The organism is Klebsiella michiganensis (genome assembly GCF_002925905.1).
GTDB lineage: Bacteria > Pseudomonadota > Gammaproteobacteria > Enterobacterales > Enterobacteriaceae > Klebsiella > Klebsiella michiganensis.
Genome location: NZ_PRDB01000013.1, coordinates 18,983 through 40,631, shown reverse-complemented (window position 1 = coordinate 40,631; position 21,649 = coordinate 18,983). Strand labels below are relative to the sequence as shown.

Genomic DNA, 21,649 nt, shown 5'->3' with positions numbered 1-21,649 from the left:
GGAAAGTGCAAGGTCGGTCCGCTTGTGCCCGGTCGCACCTGTATTGACCAGCAAATACCGAGAGTTCTTTTTCCTGGCAAGAGATTTGCAGAATCTTCTCGTCGCCTGCTATCCCAGGAAAGGAGAAAACGTCTATGTTGAGTCTACGCGCCGTGAACCACTATTACGGAAGCCAGCACACGCTGTGGAATGTTGACCTTGAGCTCAAACCCGGTAAATGCACTTGCGTCATGGGGCGCCAGGGAATGGGGAAAACCACGCTCGTCAACTGTATTACCGGTCATCTGCCGGTGGCCAGCGGCACTATCACCTGGCAGGACGGAGGATCGGCGCCCTATGACCTGATGCCGCTCTCCGCGCAGTCGCGCAGCGCCATCGGCATTGGCTATGTACCGCAGGATAAACGGATTTTTTCGCAGCTGAGCGTGGAGGAAAATTTGCACATTGCCCTTGCGGCGGGCGGCGAACCGGCGTCAGCGGTCGCCGGAGAGATTTACGATCTGTTCCCCGAGCTGTACGCTCTGCGCCAAAGTAAAGGGATTACCCTGAGCGCCGACGATCAGTACCAGCTGGCGCTGGCCAGGGCGCTGATAACCCGTCCGCGCCTGCTGATCCTCGACGAACCTTCGCGCGGCGGCGGCCAGCGCTTCCTGCACAAGCTCGGGGATTTACTGATGCGCCTGAACCGCGATATTGGCCTGACGGTGCTGATCGCCGAACAGCACCTGCCGTTTATTCGTCGGGTGGCGGATCGTTTCTGTCTGCTGCACTGTGGACGCAGCGTAGCCCAGGGAGACGTTATCCAGCTGGATGCCCCGCTGCTGGCGAAGTGGATGACGCCCGATCCAGCGCGCTGAGGTCGAGATACTGACCGAGATCCTCGCGCTGAGCCGCCTCCGCCAGCCACGGGATCTCGCCAAGAAACGGCGCGGGCAGCACGCGTTTCAGCGTTGCCAGATATTCAGGGTGGCGCCTGGCGGGCGGCTGGATATCGTTGGCTATCCAGCCCGCCAGCGGCAGTCCGGCCTGCAGCACCGCCTGAGCGGTCAGCATGGCATGGTTGATGCACCCCAGCTTAACGCCGACCACTAAAATCACCGGCAGCCGCTCTTCCTGTACCCAATCGGCAAAGGTCAGCGTTTCTGACAGCGGCGTAAACCAGCCCCCCGCCCCTTCCACCAGTAGCCAGTCGGACAGCGCTTCCAGCTCGCGCAGGCCAGCAGAAATCGCGGCGGCGTCAATCGGTCTCCCTTCATCGGCGCTGATAATATGCGGTGACGTCGGTTCAGCAAAGGTGAACGGATTGACCTGCTCGTAGCGCAGCGCCACGCGGCTATTGCGCTGTAAAGCCAGCGCATCCTCATTACGTAATCCCTGGGCCGTATAGTCGCTGCCGGAAGCCACCGGTTTGTAGCCCGCGCTCTTAAATCCCTCGCGATTGGCCGCCTGCAGCAGCGCGCAGCTGGCGACGGTTTTCCCCACCTCGGTGTCGGTGCCGGTAACGAAGAAACGTTTAGTCACGTTCGATAACTCCTGTAAAAAGATGATACGTCAGCGGGCACTGGCCCTGCTGCTGCGGCCAGGCGAGCTGGAGCTGCCGCAGCTTGCCGCGGCTGAGCGGCGCAGGGCTGCGTCCGTGGTGCAGATGGGTCGCGCCAATGCCTTTAAGCGAGCGCATCGCGCTGAGCGCGTCGGGAAACGGCAGCGTGATGGCGTGGACGTGGCCGCTGGCGCGGCGTTCGGCCAGCGCCTGACGCACCGCCTGCTCGCTGAGAAAACGGTTGGCGTGCGGCCGCTCATCGATGGCTCGCCAGGCCTGATTGAGCTCAGGTAACGAACCTGACAGCAGCGTACTAAACGCCACGCGGCCGCCGGGCCGCACTACCCGGGACAGCTCATCAATGGCGGTCGCGAGATTGTCGCACCACTGAACCGCAAGGTTGCTCCATGCCAGATCAACGCAGCCGTCCGCCAGCGGCAGCGCTTCGATGTCGCCCTCGACGTAGCGGTGCGCGCAGGTTCCGCGGCGGGCCTCCGCCAGCATGTCGACGGAAAGATCCAGCGCCGTCACCCGGCTCCCTGCATCGCGCCAGAAGCGGCTTATGCTGCCGGGGCCGCAGCCCGCGTCCAGCACCTCAGGAAAGGTCTTGATATCGAGCTGTTCCAGCAGCAGCGAGGCGCTAAGACGCTGTAATTCGTCGTGCTGAGCGTAATGTCCCGCCGCGCGGCCAAACGCCGCCGCGACGGCGCGCTTATTCACCGCCGTCATGCAGCACCTCCAGCAGGCGGGCGATATCGGCAGACTCGTGCGCGGCGGTCAGCGTCAGGCGCAGCCGCGCGCTGCCGACGGGAACCGTCGGCGGGCGAATGGCCGTCGCCCAGCAGCCTTCCTCACGCAGACGCGCCGCCAGCCGCAGCGCGCGGGCGTTGTCGCCGACGATCAGCGGTTGGATCGCGCTGCCGGAATCAGTGAGCTCCCCGGGATAGTGGGACATTCCCCGGCGAAAGTCGGCGATATGGCCGGCCAGCGTTTCCCGCCGCTGCTGACCCTCGTCGCTGCGAATCACGGCCAGCGCGGCGCTCAGCGCCACCGCCTGCGCCGGCGGCATGGCGGTGCTGTAAATCAGATGGCGGGCAAACTGCAGCAGATAATCCGCCAGCGCCTCGCTGCACAGCACCGCCGCGCCGCTGACGCCAAACGCTTTACCGAAGGTGACGATAAGCAGATCCGGGCGTACCTGCTGCGCGTAGCAGCTGCCGCGCCCCTCTTCGCCGAGCGCGCCGATACCGTGCGCGTCGTCAACCAGCAGAAGCGCGCCGGCCGCCCGCGCCGCCTGAGAAACCTCAGCCAGCGGCGCGCTATCGCCGTCCATGCTAAAAATGCCTTCGGTCACCACCAGCTGCTGGCCGGATAGCGGTTTCGCCAGCAAATCGTCAAGATGGCGGCTGTCGTTGTGCTGAAAACGCCGCAGCTGCGCCGGGCTTAGGCTGGCGGCTTCCAGCAGCGAAGCGTGGCTGAGACGGTCGGCGACAATCCGATCCTCTTTGCCCGCCAGCGCGGCAATCACCGCCTGATTCGCGGCAAAGCCGGAAATAAACAGCAGCGCGCGCGGATAGCCCAGCCAGTCGGCCAGCAGCTCCTCCAGCGCGCGGTGCGCCTCGCTATAGCCGCTGACGTGGCCGGAGCCGCCGCTGCCGACGCCATAGCGATCCGCGCCCTGCTGCCAGGCCTTGACGATAGCCGGATGCTGGCTGAGGCCAAGATAATCGTTGCTGGAAAAATTGAGCCAGCGCCGCCCTTCGCGGCTGAGCCAGCGTCCTGCGCCCAGCGTCACCGGCAGGCGACTGCGCAAGGCATTCGCCGCCTGCCGTTCCGCCAGCGCCAGCTCGATGCGGTGCTGCCAGCTCATAGCGCCGCCGCGTTGTAATATTCCTCGGTATCCGGGTTCATCAACGCCTGCTCCAGCCGCTGCTGCTGGGCGTTATCGCCTTCCAGTACCTCGGTCTGCTGCGGATTAATCCCCAGCTTGCGGAACAGCTGCAGGTCTTTGTCCTCTTCCGGGTTTGGCGTGGTCAGCAGCTTGCAGCCGTAGAAAATCGAGTTCGCCCCGGCCATAAAGCACATTGCCTGGGTCTGTTCGTTCATCTGTTCACGACCGGCGGAGAGGCGCACGTGCGAGGTCGGCATCATGATGCGCGCGATGGCGATAGTACGAATAAAATCAAAGGCGTCCACGTCGTCGTTATCCGCCAGCGGCGTGCCTTTGACCTTCACCAGCATGTTGATCGGCACGCTTTCCGGCGGCGTCGGCAGATTGGCCAGCTGTAGCAGCAGCCCGGCGCGGTCTTTGACCGTTTCCCCCAGCCCGACAATACCGCCGGAGCACACTTTAATTCCGGCATCGCGCACTTTATCGAGGGTATCGAGGCGCTCCTGGTAGGTGCGGGTGGTGATGATATTGCCGTAGAATTCCGGCGAGGTATCGAGGTTGTGGTTGTAGTAATCCAGACCGGCGCCGGCCAGACGCTGGGCCTGGCTATCGTTGAGCGTGCCAAGGGTCATGCACGCTTCCAGCCCCAGCGCTTTTACCCCTTTCACCATCTGCTCAAGATACGGCATATCGCGATCGTTCGGATTCTTCCACGCCGCCCCCATACAGAAGCGGGTTGAACCGGCTTGTTTCGCCTGTCGCGCCGACTCAAGCACCTGTTCAACCTCCATCAGGCGTTCGGATTCCAGACCGGTTTTATAGCGCGCGCTTTGCGGGCAGTATTTGCAGTCTTCCGGGCAGGCGCCGGTCTTAATCGACAGCAGCGTGCTGACCTGAACCTGGCGCGGGTCGAAGTGCTGGCGATGGATCTGTTGCGCTTCAAACAGCAGATCCAGAAATGGTTTATTAAATAAATCAGTAACTTGCGACATTGTCCAGCGGGGGTGGTGAGCCATTAGCCTCTCCAAAGGGTTTTGTTAATTGTTGGTTCGGTTTATACTCGTAAACCTAAATGTTTTCAAAATGGTTTACAAGTCGATTATGACAACGGACGATCTCGCTTTCGATCGGCGCCACATCTGGCACCCTTACACTTCAATGACTTCGCCGCTGCCGGTCTATCCGGTCGTGGCCGCCCACGGCTGTGAGCTGACCCTCGCCGACGGCGGGCAGCTGGTTGACGGCATGTCGTCCTGGTGGGCGGCCATTCATGGCTATAATCACCCGCGCCTGAACGCGGCGATGAAAGCGCAGATTGACCAGATGTCGCACGTCATGTTCGGTGGGATTACCCACCCTTCCGCGGTCGCCCTGTGCCGCCAGCTGGTGGCGATGACCCCGGAAAGCCTCGAATGCGTGTTCCTCGCCGATTCCGGCTCCGTCGCCGTCGAAGTGGCGATGAAAATGGCGCTGCAGTACTGGCAGGCGAAAGGCGACCCGCGCCAGCGCTTTCTCACCTTCCGCAACGGCTATCACGGCGATACCTTCGGCGCGATGTCGGTCTGCGATCCGACGAACTCAATGCACAGCCTGTGGCAGGGCTATCTGCCGGATAACCTCTTCGCCCCGGCGCCGCAGAGCCGCTTCGACGGCGACTGGGATGAGCGGGATATGGTACCGTTCGCCCGTCTGATGGCCGCCCACCGCCATGAAATCGCCGCGGTGATCCTCGAGCCGATTGTTCAGGGCGCGGGCGGAATGCGGATGTACCACCCCGAGTGGCTCAGGCGGATCCGCAGGATGTGCGATCGCGAGGGCATCCTGCTGATCGCCGATGAGATCGCCACCGGCTTTGGTCGAACCGGTAAGCTGTTCGCCTGCGAGCACGCGGGGATTGCGGCGGATATTCTGTGCCTCGGCAAAGCGCTGACCGGCGGCACCATGACCCTCTCCGCCACCCTCACCACCCGTCAGGTGGCAGAAACTATCAGCGACGGGGAAGCCGGCTGCTTTATGCACGGCCCGACCTTTATGGGCAACCCGCTGGCCTGCGCGGCGGCGACCGAGAGCCTGCGCCTGCTGGAAAGCGGCGAATGGCAGCAGCAGGTGGCAGCCATTGAAGCGCAGCTCAGCGCCGAACTGGCGCCGGCGTGCGAATCCGCGCAGGTTGCCGATGTGCGGGTGCTGGGAGCGATTGGCGTGATCGAGACGCATCGGCCGGTGAATATGGCCGCCCTGCAGCGCTTTTTCGTCGAACAAGGCGTGTGGATCCGCCCGTTCGGTCGCCTGATTTACCTGATGCCGCCGTACATCATTACGCCGGAGCAGCTGAGTCGCCTGACGCGGGCGGTAAACGCCGCGGTTCAGGAAGAAACATTTTTTAGCGAATAAGCGACGGTAATGGCGCCTCTCTCGCGCTACACTTTCTGGCTAATCAGCGGATGACTACGAGGAGAGACGATGAAATTAATCAGTCATGATTTACAGGATGGTGAGAAGCTGCCCAATCGTCATGTCTTTAACGGCATGGGCTACGATGGCGATAATATCTCGCCGCATCTGGCGTGGGACGATGTGCCGGCCGGAACCAAAAGCTTTGTGGTGACCTGCTTCGATCCCGATGCGCCCACCGGCTCCGGCTGGTGGCACTGGCTGGTGGCCAATCTTCCGGCCGATACCCGCGTGTTACCGCAGGGAGCCGGCTCCGGACAGGCGGAACTGCCCGAAGAAGCGATTCAGACCCGTACCGATTTTGGCCAGGCCGGATACGGCGGCGCGGCGCCGCCAAAAGGCGAGACCCATCGCTATATCTTTACCGTCCACGCGCTGGACGTCGAAAAAATTGCGGTCGATGAGGGCGCGAGCGGCGCGATGGTCGGCTTTAACGTCCATTTCCACAGCCTCGGCAGCGCGTCGATTACCGCCCTGTTTAGCTAAGCCCTGGATGGCGGCGTAAACGCCTTATCCGGGCTACAGGTGAGTGCGATTAGGTAGCCCGGGTAAGGCGTCAGCCGCAACCCGGGTAAACCAAAACAATCACGACTCCGTCACCGCCTGCACGGCGTTTTTGCGCACCCGCGCAAACCACACCGCCGTCAGCAGTCCGAGCCATACCAGACCGGCGATAAGCGCAATCCGCGTCTCCTCCACCATCCCCAGCACCGCGATGACCAGTCCCATAAACAGCAGCGTCAGCAGCGGCGCCACCGGCCAGAACGGCACCGGGAACGCGATATTGCCGCGCTCTTCAGCGGACAGGCCGCGACGCATCGCAAAGTGGGCCAGCAGGATCATCAGCCAGACCCACACCGTAGCAAAAGCTGCCAGCGAGGCAATCAGCACAAACACCTGCTCCGGCATCAGGTAGTTCAGCACCACCGCCGCCAGCAGCGCCACGCCCATCACCACCACCGTCATCCACGGCACCCCGTTGCTGGCGATGCGCTGGAAGCTCTTCGGCGCCAGCCCCTCTTTCGCCATGCCGTACATCATGCGCCCCGCGCCAAAAATATCGCTGTTAATCGCCGAAATACTGGCGCTGATCACGATGATATTCAGGATGGTAGCCGCCGCCGGAATCCCCAGACCATCAAAAATCAGCACGAACGGACTGCCCCGCTCGCCGAAGCTGTTCCACGGGAAAATCGCCATCAGAATCGCCAGGGTGCAGACATAGAACAGCACGATTCGCAGCGGGATAGTATTGATCGCCTGCGGGATCACCTTCTGCGGATTCTTCGCTTCCGCCGCGGTCACGCCGATAATCTCGACGCCGCCAAAGGCAAACATCACGATACCGAGCGAGGCGATAATCCCCTCCCAGCCGTTAGGGGCAAAGCCGCCGTGGCTCCACAAATTCTCCAGCCCGGTTGCCGGAAAGGCGTTACCGAATCCAAAGAAAATGATGCTGCCGCCTGCCACAATCATGGCAATAATCGCCACTACTTTGATCAGCGACAGCCAGAACTCCATCTCGCCGAAAACGCGCACGCTGCACAGGTTCATGGCGCCGATAAAAAAGATAATGCTCAGCACCCAGATCCAGCGGGGAACATCGGGATACCACAGCCCCATATAGATGCCGAACGCGGTAACGTCCGCGAGGGCGACGATCACCATCTCAAAGGTGTAGGTCCAGCCGGTAATAAAACCCGCCAGCGGGCCAAGATACTGGCGCGCGTAGCTGCTGAAGGAGCCGGAAACGGGGTTGCGTACCGCCATTTCCCCCAGCGCCCGCATCACGATAAACACCGCCGCGCCGCCGATCAGATAGGCCAGCAGTACCGCCGGGCCCGCGGCCTTGATCGCCGATGCCGAGCCGTAGAACAGCCCGGTACCGATGGCGGAGCCGAGGGCGATAAAACGAATGTGCCGGGCATTCAGCCCGCGCAGCAGGTGTGGCTTGTTTTGTTGTTGCATATGCAAGTGTCCTGATAGTTTTTATACGACGACAAATATGCGTGTAGGGTGGCCGGGAGGAAGAGATCCTCCCGGCGCAGGTACAGCGAACAGCGATGGTTTAGCGTTGGTCTCAGAGCACGGCAGGCAGCAGCCGCGTCAGATGACGCGCCGCCAGGAGCGCAATGGCGTTTTCGATGTCCGGGGCGAAGAAGCGGTCCTCGGTATAATGGGTCACCCGTTCGCGCAGCAGGTGGCGCGCCTCTTCCAGCAGCGGGCTGCTGCTCAGGCCTTCGCGCATATCCAGACCCTGCACGGCGGCCAGCCACTCCACGGCCAGTACGCCGCGGGTATTTTCCGCCATCGCCCACAGGCGGCGGCCGGCGGCCGGGGCCATCGAGACGTGGTCTTCCTGGTTAGCGGAGGTCGGCAGACTGTCCACGCTGTGCGGGTGCGATAGCGCTTTGTTCTCGCTGGCCAGCGCCGCCGCCGTCACCTGGGCAATCATAAAGCCGGAGTTAACGCCGCCGTTTTTGACCAAGAAAGGGGGCAGCTGCGACATATGGCTGTCCATCATCAGCGCGATACGGCGCTCCGACAGCGAACCGATTTCGGCAATCGCCAGCGCGATATTATCCGCCGCCATCGCCACCGGTTCGGCGTGGAAGTTACCGCCGGAAATCACGTCGTTCTCGCTGGCGAACACCAGCGGGTTATCGGATACCGCGTTGGCTTCAACCAGCAGCACTTCCGCCGCCTGGCGAAGCTGGGTCAGGCAGGCACCCATCACCTGCGGCTGGCAGCGCAGAGAGTACGGGTCCTGCACCTTGGTGCAGTTATGGTGCGACTGGGAAATCGCGCTGTCGTCGGTCAGCAGATGGCGATAGAGCGCCGCGGCGTCAATCTGCCCGCGCTGACCGCGCGCTTCGTGAATGCGCGGATCAAACGGACGACGCGAACCGAGCGCCGCTTCGGTGGTTAACGACCCGCAAACTACCGCGGAAGCGAACAGGTCTTCGGCTTCGAACAGGCCGCGCAGGGCAAACGCCGTCGACGCCTGCGTGCCGTTGAGCAGCGCCAGCCCCTCTTTCGCCGCCAGAGTAATCGGCTCAAGCCCCGCCTGACGCAGCGCTTCCGTCGCCGGCAGCCACTCCCCGCCGCGCACGCGCGCTTTCCCTTCGCCAAGTAGGGTCAAAGACATATGCGCCAGCGGCGCGAGGTCGCCGGAGGCGCCGACCGATCCCTTCGCCGGGATCCACGGCGTCACGCCCGCGTTGACCAGGCCAATCAGCGCCTGAATCACGCTCAGGCGAATGCCGGAAAAGCCGCGCGACAGGCTGTTAATTTTCAGCACCATAATCAGACGCGCGAGGTCATCATCCAGCGGTTCGCCAATCCCCGCCGCGTGCGACAGCACCAGCGATCGCTGAAGGTTTTCCAGATCTTCGGTTGAGATGCGCGTCTGCGCCAGCAGGCCAAAACCGGTGTTGATACCGTAGGCGGTGCGGCCTTCCGCCAGAATCGCGTTGACGCAGGCAACGCTGTCATCAATCGCCGCGAACGCGCTTTCGTCTAGCGTAATGTTCAGCGGCTGGCTGTAGACGTCGCGCAGCTGCGACAGGCTGAGTTGACCCGGAATCAGTGTTAAAGCGTTCATTTAGCGTGCTCCTGCGTTGCTGCCACCATCGGAAGATTCAAACCTTGTTCTGTCGCGCACTCAATCGCGATATCGTAGCCCGCGTCGGCATGACGCATCACGCCGGTCGCCGGGTCGTTGTGCAGGACGCGGGCAATGCGCGCCGCCGCTTCATCGGTACCGTCGCAGACGATAACCATGCCGGAGTGCTGCGAAAAGCCCATCCCGACGCCGCCGCCGTGATGCAGCGACACCCAGGTCGCCCCGCTGGCGGTATTCAGTAAGGCGTTGAGCAGCGGCCAGTCGGAGACGGCGTCGGAACCATCGCGCATCGCTTCCGTCTCGCGGTTCGGGCTGGCGACGGAGCCGGAGTCAAGATGGTCGCGGCCAATGACGATCGGCGCGGAGACTTCGCCGCTGCGGACCATTTCGTTAAACGCCAGCCCCAGCTTCTGCCGCCATTCGAGGCCTACCCAGCAGATACGCGCCGGTAGCCCCTGGAAACTGATACGCTCGCGGGCCATATCCAGCCAGTGATGCAGGTGCTTATCGTCTTTAACGATCTCTTTCACTTTCGCGTCGGTTTTATAGATGTCCTGCGGGTCGCCGGACAGGGCAACCCAGCGGAACGGGCCGATGCCGCGGCAGAATAGCGGGCGGATATAGGCGGGAACGAAGCCTGGGAAAGCAAACGCGTTGCCAACGCCCATCTCCTGGGCCATCTGGCGAATGTTGTTGCCGTAGTCAAACGTCGGCACGCCCATTTCGTGGAATGCCAGCATCGCCTGCACGTGGTCGGCCATTGCGCGTTTCGCCGCCAGGATAGTGCCCTGCGGGTCCGACTCGGCCTTAGCCTGGTACTCTTCCCAGCTCCAGCCTTTCGGCAGATAGCCGTGCAGCGGGTCGTGGGCGCTGGTCTGATCGGTCACCATATCCGGGCGCACGCCGCGTTTGACCATTTCCGGCACGATCTCTGCCGCATTGCCGCACAGTGCGATAGAGATTGCCCGGCCCTCGGCGGTGTATTTTTTGATGCGCGCCAGCGCGTCATCCAGCGACGTCGCCTGTTCGTCAACGTAGCGGGTTCGCAGGCGGAAATCGATGCGGCTCTGCTGGCATTCGATATTCAACGAGCAGGCGCCCGCTAAGGTCGCGGCCAGCGGCTGCGCGCCGCCCATGCCGCCCAGACCGGCGGTCAACACCCAGCGCCCCTTCAGGCTGCCCTGGTAGTGCTGGCGGCCTGCCTCAACGAAGGTTTCATAGGTGCCCTGCACGATGCCCTGGCTGCCAATGTAGATCCAGCTGCCGGCGGTCATCTGGCCGTACATCGCCAGCCCTTTGGCATCCAGCTCGTTAAAGTGTTCCCAGGTTGCCCAGTGCGGCACCAGGTTGGAGTTGGCGATCAGCACCCGCGGCGAGTTTTCATGGGTTTTGAATACACCCACCGGCTTACCGGACTGCACCAGCAGCGTTTCGTCGCTCTCCAGGTTTTTCAGCGCCTTCACGATAGCGTCATAGCATTCCCAGTTGCGCGCCGCGCGTCCGATGCCGCCATACACCACCAGCTCATGCGGGTTTTCGGCGACATCCGGGTCGAGGTTATTCATGAGCATACGCAGCGGAGCTTCGGTCAGCCAGCTCTTCGCATTTAACGTTGTGCCACGCGGTGCACGTACGTCCTGCTGGCGGTATTTGCTTTGCGACATCGGGGGTTTCTCCTGACAATTAACGTTGTGTACGTAGATACATATACTTGTCTATACAAGCATACGCAAGCCAGGATTTAACACAAAAGATACATTTTTGTTATATTGCGTCAGCAATCACGTTTTGCCGACGCGCAGGAAGATCAGGAACCAAAATGGCCCTGCAGACGGTAGCGGCTGCCGGGGAAAATCAGGCGCGCGTGGGAAACGATATGGGTGGTGGACCAGGTGCGGCGGCGGATCAGCAGACACGGGTCGTGCGCGTGAATATGCAGCAGCGCGCACTCCTCCGCCGTTGCCTGCACCGCCTCAACAATGTGCTCCCCTTCGGTCAGAGGGGCGATCAGCGACAGATAGTCGTGGGGCGTGGTCGCGGTATAGTCCTGACGCAGATAGTCCGGCACCACGGAGGCGTTGACGCAGCGGTCCTCAATCTGTACCGGGACCTCATTTTCAAAATGCACCATCAGCGAATGGAAAATCCGCGTACCGGCGGCCACGTTGAGCGCCGCGGCCTGAATCAGATCCGCCTGCGTTTCCTCCAGCAGCACCACCTCGCAGCGGTGCTGATGATGACGAGAGGTAATTTCCTCCGCGATGCTGCGCACTTCAAACAGCGCCGACTGCCCTTTCGGCTCCGCGACAAACGTCCCCACCCCCTGTAATCGCACCAGCCGGCCTTCATCGGTCAGCTCGCGCAGCGCCCGATTGATGGTCATCCGGCTAAAGCCAAACTGCGCCACCAGCTCCGCCTCCGAAGGAATGCGATCGTGCGGACGCCAGACGCCGCTGTGGATCTTTTCGCTAATAGCCTGTTTCACCTTTTCATAGAAAGGCGCAGGCGCGGAACGAGGTTGCGATGAGAACATGGCCGGGCTTCCTTGTGCGAATGGGCGGCGAAACGTCCAGAATATACTGAATCGCTACTGCCACCAATGGGCGATTTGCCGCGCCTCCGCGCTGTGGTCGCGCCCCTGACAAATCCCGGCGGTCGTCGGTTATCATAGCTTCACGCGATTTCTCCTCGCACCACGCGCTGCCAGAGCGGGCTGCGCCCCGGCTCGTAAACCATCTCAACCGGATGCTCCGCGTCCCAGATAGCAAAATCAGCAACGAAGCCCGGCGCCAGCCGGCCGTGGCTCGCCTGGCGGCCCAGCGCCTGCGCCGCATGACGGGTTACGCCTGCCCACGCCTCCTCCGGCGTTAAGCCAAATTTCACGCAGGCCATATTCATCGCCAGATGCAGGCTGGCGAAGGGGCTGGTGCCGGGGTTGTAGTCCGTCGCCACCGCCATCGGAACCTGATATTCGCGCAGCAGTTCAACCGGCGGCCTGCGGGTTTCGTTAAGGAAATAGAACGCGCCGGGCAGGAGCACCGCCACGGTGCCGTTGCGGCTCATCGCCGCCACGCCCTCTGGGGTCAGGTATTCAATATGGTCGGCGGACAGGCCTTTATAGCGGCTCACTAATTCGGCGCCGCCCAGCGAAGAGAGCTGCTCAACGTGACCTTTTACCGGGATACCTAATGCCTGGGCCGTACTGTAAACCCGTTCAGTCTGCGCGGGGGTAAAGCCGACGTTTTCGCAGAAGGCATCGACGCTTTCAAATAGCCCCTCTTCCCACAGCGTGGGCAGAATGATTTCGCATACCAGATTGATATAGCCGTCCGGGTCGCCTTTATATTCCGGCGGCGTGGCGTGGGCGGAGAGTAGCGTGGGGGAAATCTCAACGGTATGCGTTGCGGCAAGCTGTTGTACAACCCGCAGCATTTTACGTTCGTTTGCGAGATCCAGCCCGTAGCCGGACTTGATCTCCAGGGTGGTGACCCCTTCGCGCAGCAGACGAGCCAGCCGCTGCCGGGCCAGCGCCAGCAGCTCCGTCTCGCTGCTTTCCCGGGTGGCGCGCACGGTCGCGTTAATGCCGCCGCCGTTGGCGCTAATGGTCTGGTAGGAGACGCCGTTGAGGCGCTGCTCCCACTCCTGCGCCCGGCTTCCGCCGAAGACCAGGTGCGTGTGGCAATCAATCAGCCCCGGCGTGAGCAGCCTACCGCCGAGGTCAATACTCTGCCCTGCGGGCGCCTCGCTTTCGGGCACAATGGCTTCAATGCGTCCATCGCGCACCAGCAGCGCATGATGCTCCACGAGTCCATACGGCTGAGAGAAACGTGGATCGAGCGTGGCCAGACGGACGTTGCGCCAGATTAGGCGTTCGGAAGGTGTGTGTGTCATAGCGGTCAACTTGTCATGGGTTGTATAGACATTTATTTTGATTCCGCGAGAGATGTCAACTCAGCCCCCGGAAAATGTTATTTATTTGTGATCAAAAGCGGCTCGTTTCCGGCTCTTATTATGTAAAGAAACAACTTTTTTGCGCTACGTCTTCCCGTTTCGCTTAAGTTGGTATAAAACAGCAGGCTTTAAAGGACCTATACACAAAATCATTCGAGTTGCATCAAGGCGGCAAGAGAACGAGTCCCCAGGAGCGTATATAAATACGTGACTGGGGTGAGCGAACGCAGCCAACGCCGAGGCAGCTTGAAGGATGAAGTGTATATACCCTTAATTTATTCTTGCCCGGAGCAACATGAACACATATTCCGTTTCCCACCTGGCGCTGGCGCTGGCCTTTGGCGTGACGTTGTCCGCCTGTAGTTCGACGCCTGCCGATCAACAGCCCTCAACGCAAACAGCGCCGGGCACGGCCTCTCGTCCAGTTTTAACCGCCGATGAGGCGAAAAACTTCTTACCGGCGAGCTATTTCCAGTCTCTCGATCCTAACGCCGCGGCGTGGAGCCCGTCCGCCATCAGCCTCCCGGCGCAGCCGGATTTTGTCGTGGGTCCTGCGGGTACCCAGGGGGTAACCCACACCACGATTCAGGCCGCGGTGGATGCAGCGATTACCCGCCACTCCAATCGTCGTCAGTTTATCGCCATCATGCCGGGTGAATATGCGGGCACCGTATACGTTCCGGCGGCGCCTGGCGCGCTGACCCTGTACGGCACCGGTGAGAAGCCGATTGATGTAAAAATCAGCGCAGCGATTGATTCAGAAATGGATCCGGTCTCCTGGCGTCACCAGGTTAATCCGGGCGGCAAATATATGCCGGGCAAACCGGCCTGGTATATGTACGACAGCTGCCAGAGCAGACGTGCCGCCACCGTTGGCGTGATGTGCTCAGCGGTATTCTGGTCGCAGAATAACGATCTCCAGCTACAGAACCTGACTATCGCCAACAACCTCGGCGACAGCGTAGACGCGGGCACCCATCAGGCCGTGGCGCTGCGTAGCGATGGCGATCGGGTGCAGATTAACAAGGTGAATATCCTCGGTCGCCAGAACACCTTTTTCGTGACCAACAGCGGCGTACAAAACCGCCTGCAGGATAACCGTCAGACCCGAACCCTGGTCAGCAACAGCTATATTGAAGGCGACGTCGATATCGTTTCCGGTCGTGGGGCGGTCGTGTTCGACAATACCGACTTCCGCGTGGTCAATTCGCGCACCCAGAAAGAGGGCTACGTCTTTGCGCCAGCGACCCTGAAGAGCGTGACCTACGGCTTCCTGGCGATCAACAGCCGCTTTACCGCTTCCGGCGATAACGTCGCGCAGCTGGGCCGCTCTCTGGACGTTGACGGCAACACCAATGGCCAGGTCGTTATTCGCGATAGCGTCATTAATGAAGGCTTTAATATTGCCAAACCGTGGGCTGATGCCGTCGGTTCAAACCGTCCGTTTAGCGGCAACACCGGTACTGCGGATGCCAAAGGCAACCCGCAGCGTAACCTGAATGACGCTAACTTCAACCGCATGTGGGAATACAACAACCGCGGCGTGGGAAGCTTTGTCGTCGCTGAACCGAAGCAGTAACGCTTACGCCAAAAGGGGGAAGCTATTCCCCCTTTGTCTCTTTCTCTTCCCGCTGTGCCCTTCCCGCTTCTTCATCGCTATCCCCTCATCCTGTAGGTTATCCCTGTACAGACGCCGTTCTGTACAACTTTTTCACATTATCTTTACAGAAAATAACTCTACAAAACAATATCTTATAAGTCAATGTTAAAAAAACCAACTAAATGTACAAAATTAATTCGGAAAAATTGTACATCCTGAAGATCGTGACTATAGTTATTACGTAAGTTTTAAATTCTGCATTACAGCATTCTTATGATTTAAAAAAATGCACACCATTTCCTTTGAAATGGTGAAGAACCGTAGAGCAAAGATGATTTTTATCCCGCATCTTTGTTTGTTGATTTATTGTCTAACATAACCCGAGATATACCATGCAGATTAAAAATACTATTCCTGCAGAGTTTATTTCTAACTCTGCTTTGCTGAAAAATATCGAACACATGGTGCAGACCCAGACGGAGAGCGAAGCCGTTAGCCATGAGCGTTTAATCGTTGAGGTTCAGCGGCGCCTGAATCTCGAGAAAAATGAAATACTCGCCGATTTATATATCCAAACGCTGCATGTGCTACGTGGTAAAAACCATCACTAAGCATGATATGTGATTTGTTAAATTAAGCCATTATTAACACTTCTACCTCGGAGGACAAATGAATAACGACAAGCAAGGTCACTTTTTTAATCATTACGATCTTTGGATTAACAATAACCTTCTTCGTCAAGGATTACAGCTTGTACTCGATTCATTATCACCAGGCTGTTTTCATGGAAAATATGTCTTTTTCACCAGCGATAACTATTATGCGGTGCTTAATCATCATTACGATCGCAAAAGAGTTCGTTTTGTCCTGCTCACCGACGGTAATGATTTGAACTTCCTGAGCGAAATACCAATGTACAGAATCCCAGCGCGCTCAACGCCCGCTGAGATAAAATCGTTTATTCTCCGCCCCACCTTGTTCGGTAAGAAGCCTGACCGGGAATCTGAAAGTATCGTTTTTACCAATCGCGAAAAAGAAGTGATTCGCCTGATGAACGATGGTGAAGCGATGGCAAATATAGGGAAGTCGCTGAATTTACATATTAAAACAATTTATCAAATTCGCCTGACCTTAATCAAAAAGCTCGGCTGCTCGGGTCGGACAGATTTTTTTAATATTAGCCGCAGCGAAACGTTTAAAGCCTGGACCCAGCTCAATTTCTGATAATTTACCTGCCAGCGCATGTTGCCATGCTTCAGGAAGACAAGCGGCGGAATAACATCTCTAAAAATGTTCCGCTGCTAACCCTCTAAGACGCTTACTCTCCGTGAAACTCAATGGTGAAGCCCTGGCTTTGCCAGTGGCTAAGTAATTCTGCCTGCAAGGGGGTCAGCGCGCGGCCGGTCCAGACAAAAATGTGCTGACCAGGAAACAGTTCCGGGCGAGGAGAATCCAGCGGCTCCGCCAGCACGTTGACGTGCCAGGCGCGCTGCGATAAACGCCACGCTTCCAGCCACAGACGGGTACGGTCTTCATTACCCCACCCCACCAACAGCGTCTCTTTCCCCACCTTTTTGCGCGATTCCGCAAGAATGGACGCTACGCAATCAATCAGGATACCGTCCAGCATACTGATAATCGCCATGGAGGTGTTCGGATCGAGATTGAGCTTACTGCGGACGGGGACAAAGAGCCGGTCAATCAGTTTATCTACGGGATATTCATGGCTGAGGGACATGATGCGGGTGCGTAATTTTGAGGGCTGGACACCTCGCAGAAGCGTCATCATCTCTTCCTGGAGCAGGACGGCAGCGTCTTGCGTTTCAGGCTGATGGCCTTCCAGAAGCGCCTTAACCTTGCCCACGGAGACCCCGCGATCGATCCAGCGTTTGATTTCCTCAATGCGCTGAACGTCCTCCTCGTCAAACTGGCGGTGTCCTCCCTCGCTTCTCTGCGGCTTTAGCAAACCATATCTTCGCTGCCATGCACGCAAAGTCACGGGGTTGATTCCGCAACGTTCGGCAACTTCACCGATGCTGTAATATGCCATTAGCGCCCTCTAACCTGATAATACTTTACCGACTAAATTAACGAATTTAGCCTGGTTGTACAATTAACTTTTTTTGTACAGCTAAAATAAACAGGTCGGGCGCCGATATACTGGGCAAAAAAACAGGGCTTATTTTACCGTTATACACCGCTTTTTAACCGACACGCTGCGCTGAGCCGGGGTCAAAATTTAAAGAAGCTCACACGCTACTTTTTTCTCTGGCCATGCTACCGGCGGAATGCCTCCCAGACACGGACTGGCAAATAAATTTCCCTGGAAATGCGTAATCCCCGCTGACTCCAGCCACATCCACTCCTCCGCCTGCTCGATACCCACCGCAGAAATGGCGATTTCCAGGGAATGACAGCATTTAATAATCGCCTGAACGATTGCCTGTTTTGGGCCGTGCTTATGGATATCTTTGACCAGCTGGCGATTAATCTTGATGCGGTCCGGCTGAAACTGAGCCAGCAGCAGTAGCCCGGCAAACCCGGCGCCAAAATGATCGATAGCCACGCGAATTCCCGCAGACTTGAGCTTACGTACGGAATCGGTGAATTCATCAAGACGGGAAATGGCTTCGCTTTCGGTAAATTCCACAATAATTTGCTCAGGGATCAAACCGCTGGCTTCAATTTCCGCTAACAGAAATTCGACAGCGTTGGGAACATTCACCAGCGTCATGGGCAGCAGATTAATCGACAACGTGCGTCCACGGAGGTGCAAAAGTCCCGCCATGGCGAAGGCAATGCGCTTGCTGTGGAGATCCGTCCAGTAGATTTCCTCTCGCGAAAGTCCGTCAAAATAGACCGCTGGCGAATCACCGGAAGTCGTGCGCAGCAGCGCTTCGTAGGAGACGACCTCTTTGGCAAACGGATCGATGACCGGCTGAAAAGCAAAGCTGCATTCGGCCTCTTGCAGCGGAGTTTCAGGGTAGCAGGCAGCGTCTTCTATCACAAACTCCCAGCTTTCAGCCGCAGGAATTTCGTAATAGTTTTCCTTTTCCGTGGCTTCGACGAAGGTACGGAAAAAATGGAGCGCTCTGTCGTCATAGGTGAGCTGATATTTTGTGGTCCCTTTATCCAGCACAGCCTGCAGCACTTCATCGCGGTCAAACTCTCGTAAATCAAAGAGTTCCATGCCAATTTTACCAAAGCGCCGCATCGGTCCATGATCCCTGAGCAGCTCCACGAGGTTATGGTGCCGCGGGTCTGCGCAGATAAGACGGTAAATTTCCTCAACCTTCTCTTCAGGTCCTTCTAATAGCTGAAAAAAGTGGGTGCCGTTAAAAAGCAGAATACCCGACACGTTTTCCTGACTATTTTTGACATTTGCTTCAGCAACCATGCTTTCGAGCGATTTAATTGACACGTTGTCGCAGATATGGCTGCGATAAATAATGGTAGTGAGCATGAAGTTTCCGACAGAAGAGATGAAAGCTAATAAGATATTACAGTAGCAGGTCTACCCGCATAAGTCCTGTAAAAGCGCCCGAGTCATTAACAAATAAATCACATTAACACCCTCTTTTCGCTGACGTTCTTGCCTTCCTGTATACCTGTACAATTCGTACATCTCCACTCGATGTTTACCTTAAGATTTTTACAATTTTAAAACCATATAAATCAATATGTTATAAAAAACATTAAGAAAATTAACATATTTTTTCCATTTCCTATGTACAAGTTGATAAACATTGTATAACTTTAATCGCAACTTCACTGATAATTGAACTTACAGGAGCACATATGCAGCAGAACGGTTACATTCCTGACACGGCTAACGCTATTGCCCACTACTTCAATAAAGCGTCGTTACCTTCGCAGCAGGAGACGTTAGGGCAGATTGTAATGGATATCCTTAATGAAGGACGCAACCTGAATCGCAAATCCCTGTGTACGAAACTGCTGGGTCGCCTTGAAGTGGCTTCAGAACCTGAAGAAGAAAACCATTATCAAACGTTGATTGGTCTCTTGTTTGAGCATCAGTGATAAAAGTGGCTTCAGCTATCTGGTGATTTAAGTCGTTACTGAATGAGGAAATATAAGGGATGGGCCAGTATCTGACACGGATTACCGGCTTGCTACTAAATTCCCAGTCAAGGAGATGACAATGATCAGAGATACCGTTATGAATCGCAATGATTATGATCCACTAACCGATTTATTGATTGGAGAGGCTGTCCTCTCTCTACTCAAAAATAAGGGGCCTATTAGTAAACAAGCACTGATCGGGAAACTCCAGGCCATGCAGGCTGGGGAACAGGATAAAAAACGGCGGAATGCACTTGGGCGTATTATCGATGAAATCAGTAATATGGTAGCTCGCCGTGGAAAAAACAATACCGTGGGTACTTCAGGCGCTAAGCATAATTGGGATGAGCCGAATTCGTTATTAGGTTCTCCTCAGCAGCCAGGTACGAATAAAATACACTGACCACTACTGGTCTAATGTTTAACTTACAAAGTAGAGAATATGATGAGACAGACTATGCATCAGCAACCGGATATTTACGCAGGCCTGAACGATACCGCACTCTCTGAATATTTCCGCAACGCAGGCGACAGACTGATCGATGAATCAGCGGTGATGTCGCTGGCTATCAGCAGCATCCTTGAGTCTGAGGGTCACCTCAGCAACAAGGCGATTATTTTGTGGTTAATTACGGCGCTGGAAACCACCAGCGATGTCGTAACTGCAGACGTTATCCGCAAAACCCTGGAAATCGTCGTCAGCTACACCATGGATGATATCTGATTTATTAACCGGCTGTAATTAAACAGGGAAGTCACATATCGCTAAGCGAATGGTTATATTATTACAGAAGCCGTGGATATACGTTAAATCCAGGCGCGGTATCTCTCTTTTTAAAACTCTGCCCCTGTTGTCAGATGAATAATCAGGACGGGGCAGGTTTTCCAAAAAGATAATCATTGTCTGCAATATAATCCGGCAATGAATGCCATTAATCCCCTGCAAAATATTTCCCGTATTGCTGAGCTAAAACATCGCAGCCAGGCGGCGAATTCCCTCGGTCAAAACCGCTGGGGGATGGTTTGCAAAACCGAATAGAACTCCTTCGCGCGACATCGGCCGCTGACAATAGCGCTCAAACGTCTGCACGCCGAAACCTGGCTGGCGCGCCTTAGCGACGACCTCTTCTGCCTTTAAACCCGCTGATAGCCAGCAGACTATGTGAATACCCGAATCCGTTGGATGTACGACCATGCGCCCGGCAAAGTAGCGGGCAATCGCCGCCTCCAGCGCGCTTTTACGCTCAAAACAGGCTTTGCGAATACGACGGACGTGGCTGGCATAGTGCCCCTCGCTGATGAAACGAGCCAGGACGGCCTGTTCGAGATATCCACTACAGAGATCGGTGTAATATTTCGTCATGGCAAACTGTTCACGCAAATGCTCGGGGACCACTAAAAAGCCCAGCCGGAACTCCGGATACATCATCTTAGAAAATGTGCCCGCGTAGATGACGCGCTGATGATTATCTAACCCCTGCAACGCCTGCAGAGAGCGGGCGGCATAGCGGAATTCGCTATTGTAATCGTCTTCAAATATCCACGCCCGATGGGCTTCCGCCCATTCCAGTAAGGCGAGCCTTCTGGGCAGGCTAAGCGTTCCACTGAGCGGGAACTGGTGCGACGGCGCGGTATAGACCAGCTTAGCTTGCGGGTAATGGCGAATGCCATCCTGAATATCCATGCCCTCCTCGTCAACCCGAACGGGCCGGACCACCGCTCCCCTGGCGGCGAATGCGCCGCGGGCGCCGTTGTATCCGGGATCGTCGAGCCAGACTTCATCGCCCTTTTCCAGTAAAGCCTGAGCGGTGATGGAAAGCGCTTGCTGAATACCGTTGACAATGATCACCCGATCTTCGTGGCAATTGACGCCGCGCGTCGCCTGAATATAGCGACTAATCGCCTGGCGTAGAGGTTGATATCCATAGGGCGTGGCGTGCGCTCCCAGCTCACGACGCGATTGCCGCCAGACGCGCCCCAGCAGCCGCCCCCATAAAGCATGAGGGAAGAGATCGGTACAGCCGATACCGACGGCAAAAACCTGACGCATTTCGCCGCTGTCCTCTCTTTCTGACCATGATGACACCAGAGCGGCGACATCAGGATTAAGCGGCCCTGCGGCGGCTATTGCCGTTTCGGGCGGCGTCGACGCGTCATACTCGCTAATGAGGTTATCCGGGATATGCTCGCAGACAAAGGTGCCCGCCCCCTTGCGCGTGACCAGGTACCCCTCATCCATCAGGCGGTCAAAACCGGCAATAACCGAGTTTCGCGAGATCGCCATCATCTCAGCCAGCGCCCGGCTGGAGGGGATTTTTGAACCCGCCGACAATCGGCCATCCAGAATCGCCTGACGCAGGGCGTGGTAGACCTGATCTTTAATCACGCCGCGGGCTAATAACAGTTCCTGAAACAGAGGGGCAATGGGTTTTGGCATGAGCGGCAGCGGGCATCGACGGCATAAAAGTGGATCCTATAAATATACAGAAAGTGTCACTTTTTAGGAAC

General features: G+C 57.4%; 21 protein-coding genes. 9 read left to right on the top strand and 12 right to left on the bottom strand.

The window, feature by feature from the left end:
* Positions 1-134 precede the first annotated feature (134 nt).
* Positions 135-857 (top strand): ABC transporter ATP-binding protein, encoded by a 723-nt coding sequence (locus CDA56_RS22280; protein ID WP_014228488.1) that lies wholly within the window; start codon positions 135-137, stop codon positions 855-857.
* On the opposite strand, the gene bioD is transcribed toward CDA56_RS22280, so the two are convergent.
* The 4 genes from bioD to bioB are packed head-to-tail and all read right to left on the bottom strand — an operon-like array spanning position 799 to position 4,447.
* Positions 799-1,521 (bottom strand): dethiobiotin synthase, encoded by a 723-nt coding sequence (gene bioD / locus CDA56_RS22275; protein WP_025108113.1) that lies wholly within the window; start codon positions 1,519-1,521, stop codon positions 799-801. The genes CDA56_RS22280 and bioD overlap by 59 nt on opposite strands.
* Positions 1,514-2,269, bottom strand: coding sequence for a malonyl-ACP O-methyltransferase BioC (bioC, locus tag CDA56_RS22270; RefSeq protein ID WP_048261161.1), 756 nt, complete (start codon positions 2,267-2,269; stop codon positions 1,514-1,516). Before bioC ends, bioD begins: the two co-directional genes overlap by 8 nt.
* The gene (gene bioF / locus CDA56_RS22265) at positions 2,253-3,410 is read right to left on the bottom strand and encodes an 8-amino-7-oxononanoate synthase (protein ID WP_103814159.1); all 1,158 of its coding nucleotides are present in this window, start codon (positions 3,408-3,410) and stop codon (positions 2,253-2,255) included. Before bioF ends, bioC begins: the two co-directional genes overlap by 17 nt.
* On the bottom strand, positions 3,407-4,447 hold the full coding sequence (gene bioB / locus CDA56_RS22260) for a biotin synthase BioB (protein WP_025108116.1): 1,041 nt from the start codon (positions 4,445-4,447) through the stop codon (positions 3,407-3,409). Before bioB ends, bioF begins: the two co-directional genes overlap by 4 nt.
* An 85-nt stretch (positions 4,448-4,532) precedes the next feature.
* Here bioB and bioA point away from each other — a divergent pair, with 85 nt between their 5' ends.
* Positions 4,533-5,822, top strand: coding sequence for an adenosylmethionine--8-amino-7-oxononanoate transaminase (gene bioA, locus CDA56_RS22255; RefSeq protein WP_032750110.1), 1,290 nt, complete (start codon positions 4,533-4,535; stop codon positions 5,820-5,822).
* A gap of 69 nt (positions 5,823-5,891) precedes the next feature.
* The gene (locus CDA56_RS22250; protein ID WP_009653774.1) at positions 5,892-6,368 is read left to right on the top strand and encodes a kinase inhibitor; all 477 of its coding nucleotides are present in this window, start codon (positions 5,892-5,894) and stop codon (positions 6,366-6,368) included.
* Between the two features lie 99 nt (positions 6,369-6,467).
* Here the strand turns inward: CDA56_RS22250 and CDA56_RS22245 are convergent, their stop codons facing one another.
* The 5 genes from CDA56_RS22245 to hutI form a co-directional block, all read right to left on the bottom strand.
* Positions 6,468-7,850: an amino acid permease gene (locus tag CDA56_RS22245; RefSeq protein WP_004849033.1), complete on the bottom strand. Its 1,383-nt coding sequence runs from the start codon at positions 7,848-7,850 to the stop codon at positions 6,468-6,470.
* 112 nt (positions 7,851-7,962) lie between these two features.
* The gene (hutH, locus tag CDA56_RS22240; protein ID WP_025108118.1) at positions 7,963-9,486 is read right to left on the bottom strand and encodes a histidine ammonia-lyase; all 1,524 of its coding nucleotides are present in this window, start codon (positions 9,484-9,486) and stop codon (positions 7,963-7,965) included.
* Positions 9,483-11,171, bottom strand: a complete 1,689-nt coding sequence (gene hutU / locus CDA56_RS31315) for a urocanate hydratase (RefSeq protein ID WP_102803319.1) — start codon at positions 11,169-11,171, stop codon at positions 9,483-9,485. Before hutU ends, hutH begins: the two co-directional genes overlap by 4 nt.
* Before the next feature lie 143 nt (positions 11,172-11,314).
* Entirely contained in the window at positions 11,315-12,040 is a 726-nt protein-coding gene (locus CDA56_RS22230) for a histidine utilization repressor (RefSeq protein WP_025108120.1), read from the bottom strand.
* Between the two features lie 140 nt (positions 12,041-12,180).
* A complete protein-coding gene (hutI, locus tag CDA56_RS22225) occupies positions 12,181-13,398 on the bottom strand; it encodes an imidazolonepropionase (protein WP_064407346.1) in 1,218 nt (405 codons plus the stop codon).
* A 355-nt stretch (positions 13,399-13,753) separates the two neighbouring features.
* Here hutI and CDA56_RS22215 point away from each other — a divergent pair, with 355 nt between their 5' ends.
* The 3 genes from CDA56_RS22215 to CDA56_RS22205 all read left to right on the top strand — a co-directional run bounded on the left by CDA56_RS22215 (position 13,754) and on the right by CDA56_RS22205 (position 16,282).
* Positions 13,754-15,037, top strand: a complete 1,284-nt coding sequence (locus CDA56_RS22215) for a putative acyl-CoA thioester hydrolase (RefSeq protein WP_047724230.1) — start codon at positions 13,754-13,756, stop codon at positions 15,035-15,037.
* A gap of 413 nt (positions 15,038-15,450) precedes the next feature.
* Positions 15,451-15,669: a hypothetical protein gene (locus CDA56_RS22210; RefSeq protein WP_014228477.1), complete on the top strand. Its 219-nt coding sequence runs from the start codon at positions 15,451-15,453 to the stop codon at positions 15,667-15,669.
* A gap of 58 nt (positions 15,670-15,727) precedes the next feature.
* Positions 15,728-16,282 (top strand): LuxR C-terminal-related transcriptional regulator, encoded by a 555-nt coding sequence (locus tag CDA56_RS22205; RefSeq protein ID WP_004849021.1) that lies wholly within the window; start codon positions 15,728-15,730, stop codon positions 16,280-16,282.
* 94 nt (positions 16,283-16,376) lie between these two features.
* Here CDA56_RS22205 and CDA56_RS22200 read toward each other — a convergent pair whose 3' ends face one another.
* Positions 16,377-17,108, bottom strand: coding sequence for a MerR family transcriptional regulator (locus CDA56_RS22200; RefSeq protein WP_014228475.1), 732 nt, complete (start codon positions 17,106-17,108; stop codon positions 16,377-16,379).
* 189 nt (positions 17,109-17,297) lie between these two features.
* Entirely contained in the window at positions 17,298-18,521 is a 1,224-nt protein-coding gene (locus CDA56_RS22195; protein WP_046876450.1) for a diguanylate phosphodiesterase, read from the bottom strand.
* A gap of 335 nt (positions 18,522-18,856) precedes the next feature.
* Between CDA56_RS22195 and ycgZ the strand changes: the two genes are divergently transcribed.
* The 3 genes from ycgZ (at position 18,857) to CDA56_RS22180 (ending at position 19,865) form a co-directional block, all read left to right on the top strand.
* Positions 18,857-19,099, top strand: coding sequence for a regulatory protein YcgZ (gene ycgZ / locus CDA56_RS22190; protein ID WP_004849015.1), 243 nt, complete (start codon positions 18,857-18,859; stop codon positions 19,097-19,099).
* Between the two features lie 121 nt (positions 19,100-19,220).
* Positions 19,221-19,544: a hypothetical protein gene (locus CDA56_RS22185; protein WP_025108124.1), complete on the top strand. Its 324-nt coding sequence runs from the start codon at positions 19,221-19,223 to the stop codon at positions 19,542-19,544.
* A gap of 54 nt (positions 19,545-19,598) precedes the next feature.
* Positions 19,599-19,865 (top strand): biofilm development regulator YmgB/AriR family protein, encoded by a 267-nt coding sequence (locus CDA56_RS22180; RefSeq protein WP_004849010.1) that lies wholly within the window; start codon positions 19,599-19,601, stop codon positions 19,863-19,865.
* A 243-nt stretch (positions 19,866-20,108) separates the two neighbouring features.
* On the opposite strand, the gene pdxR is transcribed toward CDA56_RS22180, so the two are convergent.
* Positions 20,109-21,578 (bottom strand): MocR-like pyridoxine biosynthesis transcription factor PdxR, encoded by a 1,470-nt coding sequence (gene pdxR, locus CDA56_RS22175; protein ID WP_025108125.1) that lies wholly within the window; start codon positions 21,576-21,578, stop codon positions 20,109-20,111.
* Positions 21,579-21,649 lie beyond the last annotated feature (71 nt).

Bases quoted from the DNA above. Each gene is read 5' to 3' on its own strand.
- CDA56_RS22280 (WP_014228488.1), top strand. From the start codon at position 135: ATGTTGAGTCTACGCGCCGTGAACCACTATTACGGAAGCCAGCACACG.
- bioC (WP_048261161.1), bottom strand. From the start codon at position 2,269: ATGACGGCGGTGAATAAGCGCGCCGTCGCGGCGGCGTTTGGCCGCGCG.
- bioF (WP_103814159.1), bottom strand. From the start codon at position 3,410: ATGAGCTGGCAGCACCGCATCGAGCTGGCGCTGGCGGAACGGCAGGCG.
- bioB (WP_025108116.1), bottom strand. From the start codon at position 4,447: ATGGCTCACCACCCCCGCTGGACAATGTCGCAAGTTACTGATTTATTT.
- bioA (WP_032750110.1), top strand. From the start codon at position 4,533: ATGACAACGGACGATCTCGCTTTCGATCGGCGCCACATCTGGCACCCT.
- CDA56_RS22250 (WP_009653774.1), top strand. From the start codon at position 5,892: ATGAAATTAATCAGTCATGATTTACAGGATGGTGAGAAGCTGCCCAAT.
- CDA56_RS22245 (WP_004849033.1), bottom strand. From the start codon at position 7,850: ATGCAACAACAAAACAAGCCACACCTGCTGCGCGGGCTGAATGCCCGG.
- hutH (WP_025108118.1), bottom strand. From the start codon at position 9,486: ATGAACGCTTTAACACTGATTCCGGGTCAACTCAGCCTGTCGCAGCTG.
- hutU (WP_102803319.1), bottom strand. From the start codon at position 11,171: ATGTCGCAAAGCAAATACCGCCAGCAGGACGTACGTGCACCGCGTGGC.
- CDA56_RS22230 (WP_025108120.1), bottom strand. From the start codon at position 12,040: ATGTTCTCATCGCAACCTCGTTCCGCGCCTGCGCCTTTCTATGAAAAG.
- hutI (WP_064407346.1), bottom strand. From the start codon at position 13,398: ATGACACACACACCTTCCGAACGCCTAATCTGGCGCAACGTCCGTCTG.
- CDA56_RS22215 (WP_047724230.1), top strand. From the start codon at position 13,754: ATGAACACATATTCCGTTTCCCACCTGGCGCTGGCGCTGGCCTTTGGC.
- CDA56_RS22210 (WP_014228477.1), top strand. From the start codon at position 15,451: ATGCAGATTAAAAATACTATTCCTGCAGAGTTTATTTCTAACTCTGCT.
- CDA56_RS22205 (WP_004849021.1), top strand. From the start codon at position 15,728: ATGAATAACGACAAGCAAGGTCACTTTTTTAATCATTACGATCTTTGG.
- CDA56_RS22200 (WP_014228475.1), bottom strand. From the start codon at position 17,108: ATGGCATATTACAGCATCGGTGAAGTTGCCGAACGTTGCGGAATCAAC.
- CDA56_RS22195 (WP_046876450.1), bottom strand. From the start codon at position 18,521: ATGCTCACTACCATTATTTATCGCAGCCATATCTGCGACAACGTGTCA.
- ycgZ (WP_004849015.1), top strand. From the start codon at position 18,857: ATGCAGCAGAACGGTTACATTCCTGACACGGCTAACGCTATTGCCCAC.
- CDA56_RS22185 (WP_025108124.1), top strand. From the start codon at position 19,221: ATGATCAGAGATACCGTTATGAATCGCAATGATTATGATCCACTAACC.
- CDA56_RS22180 (WP_004849010.1), top strand. From the start codon at position 19,599: ATGCATCAGCAACCGGATATTTACGCAGGCCTGAACGATACCGCACTC.
- pdxR (WP_025108125.1), bottom strand. From the start codon at position 21,578: ATGCCAAAACCCATTGCCCCTCTGTTTCAGGAACTGTTATTAGCCCGC.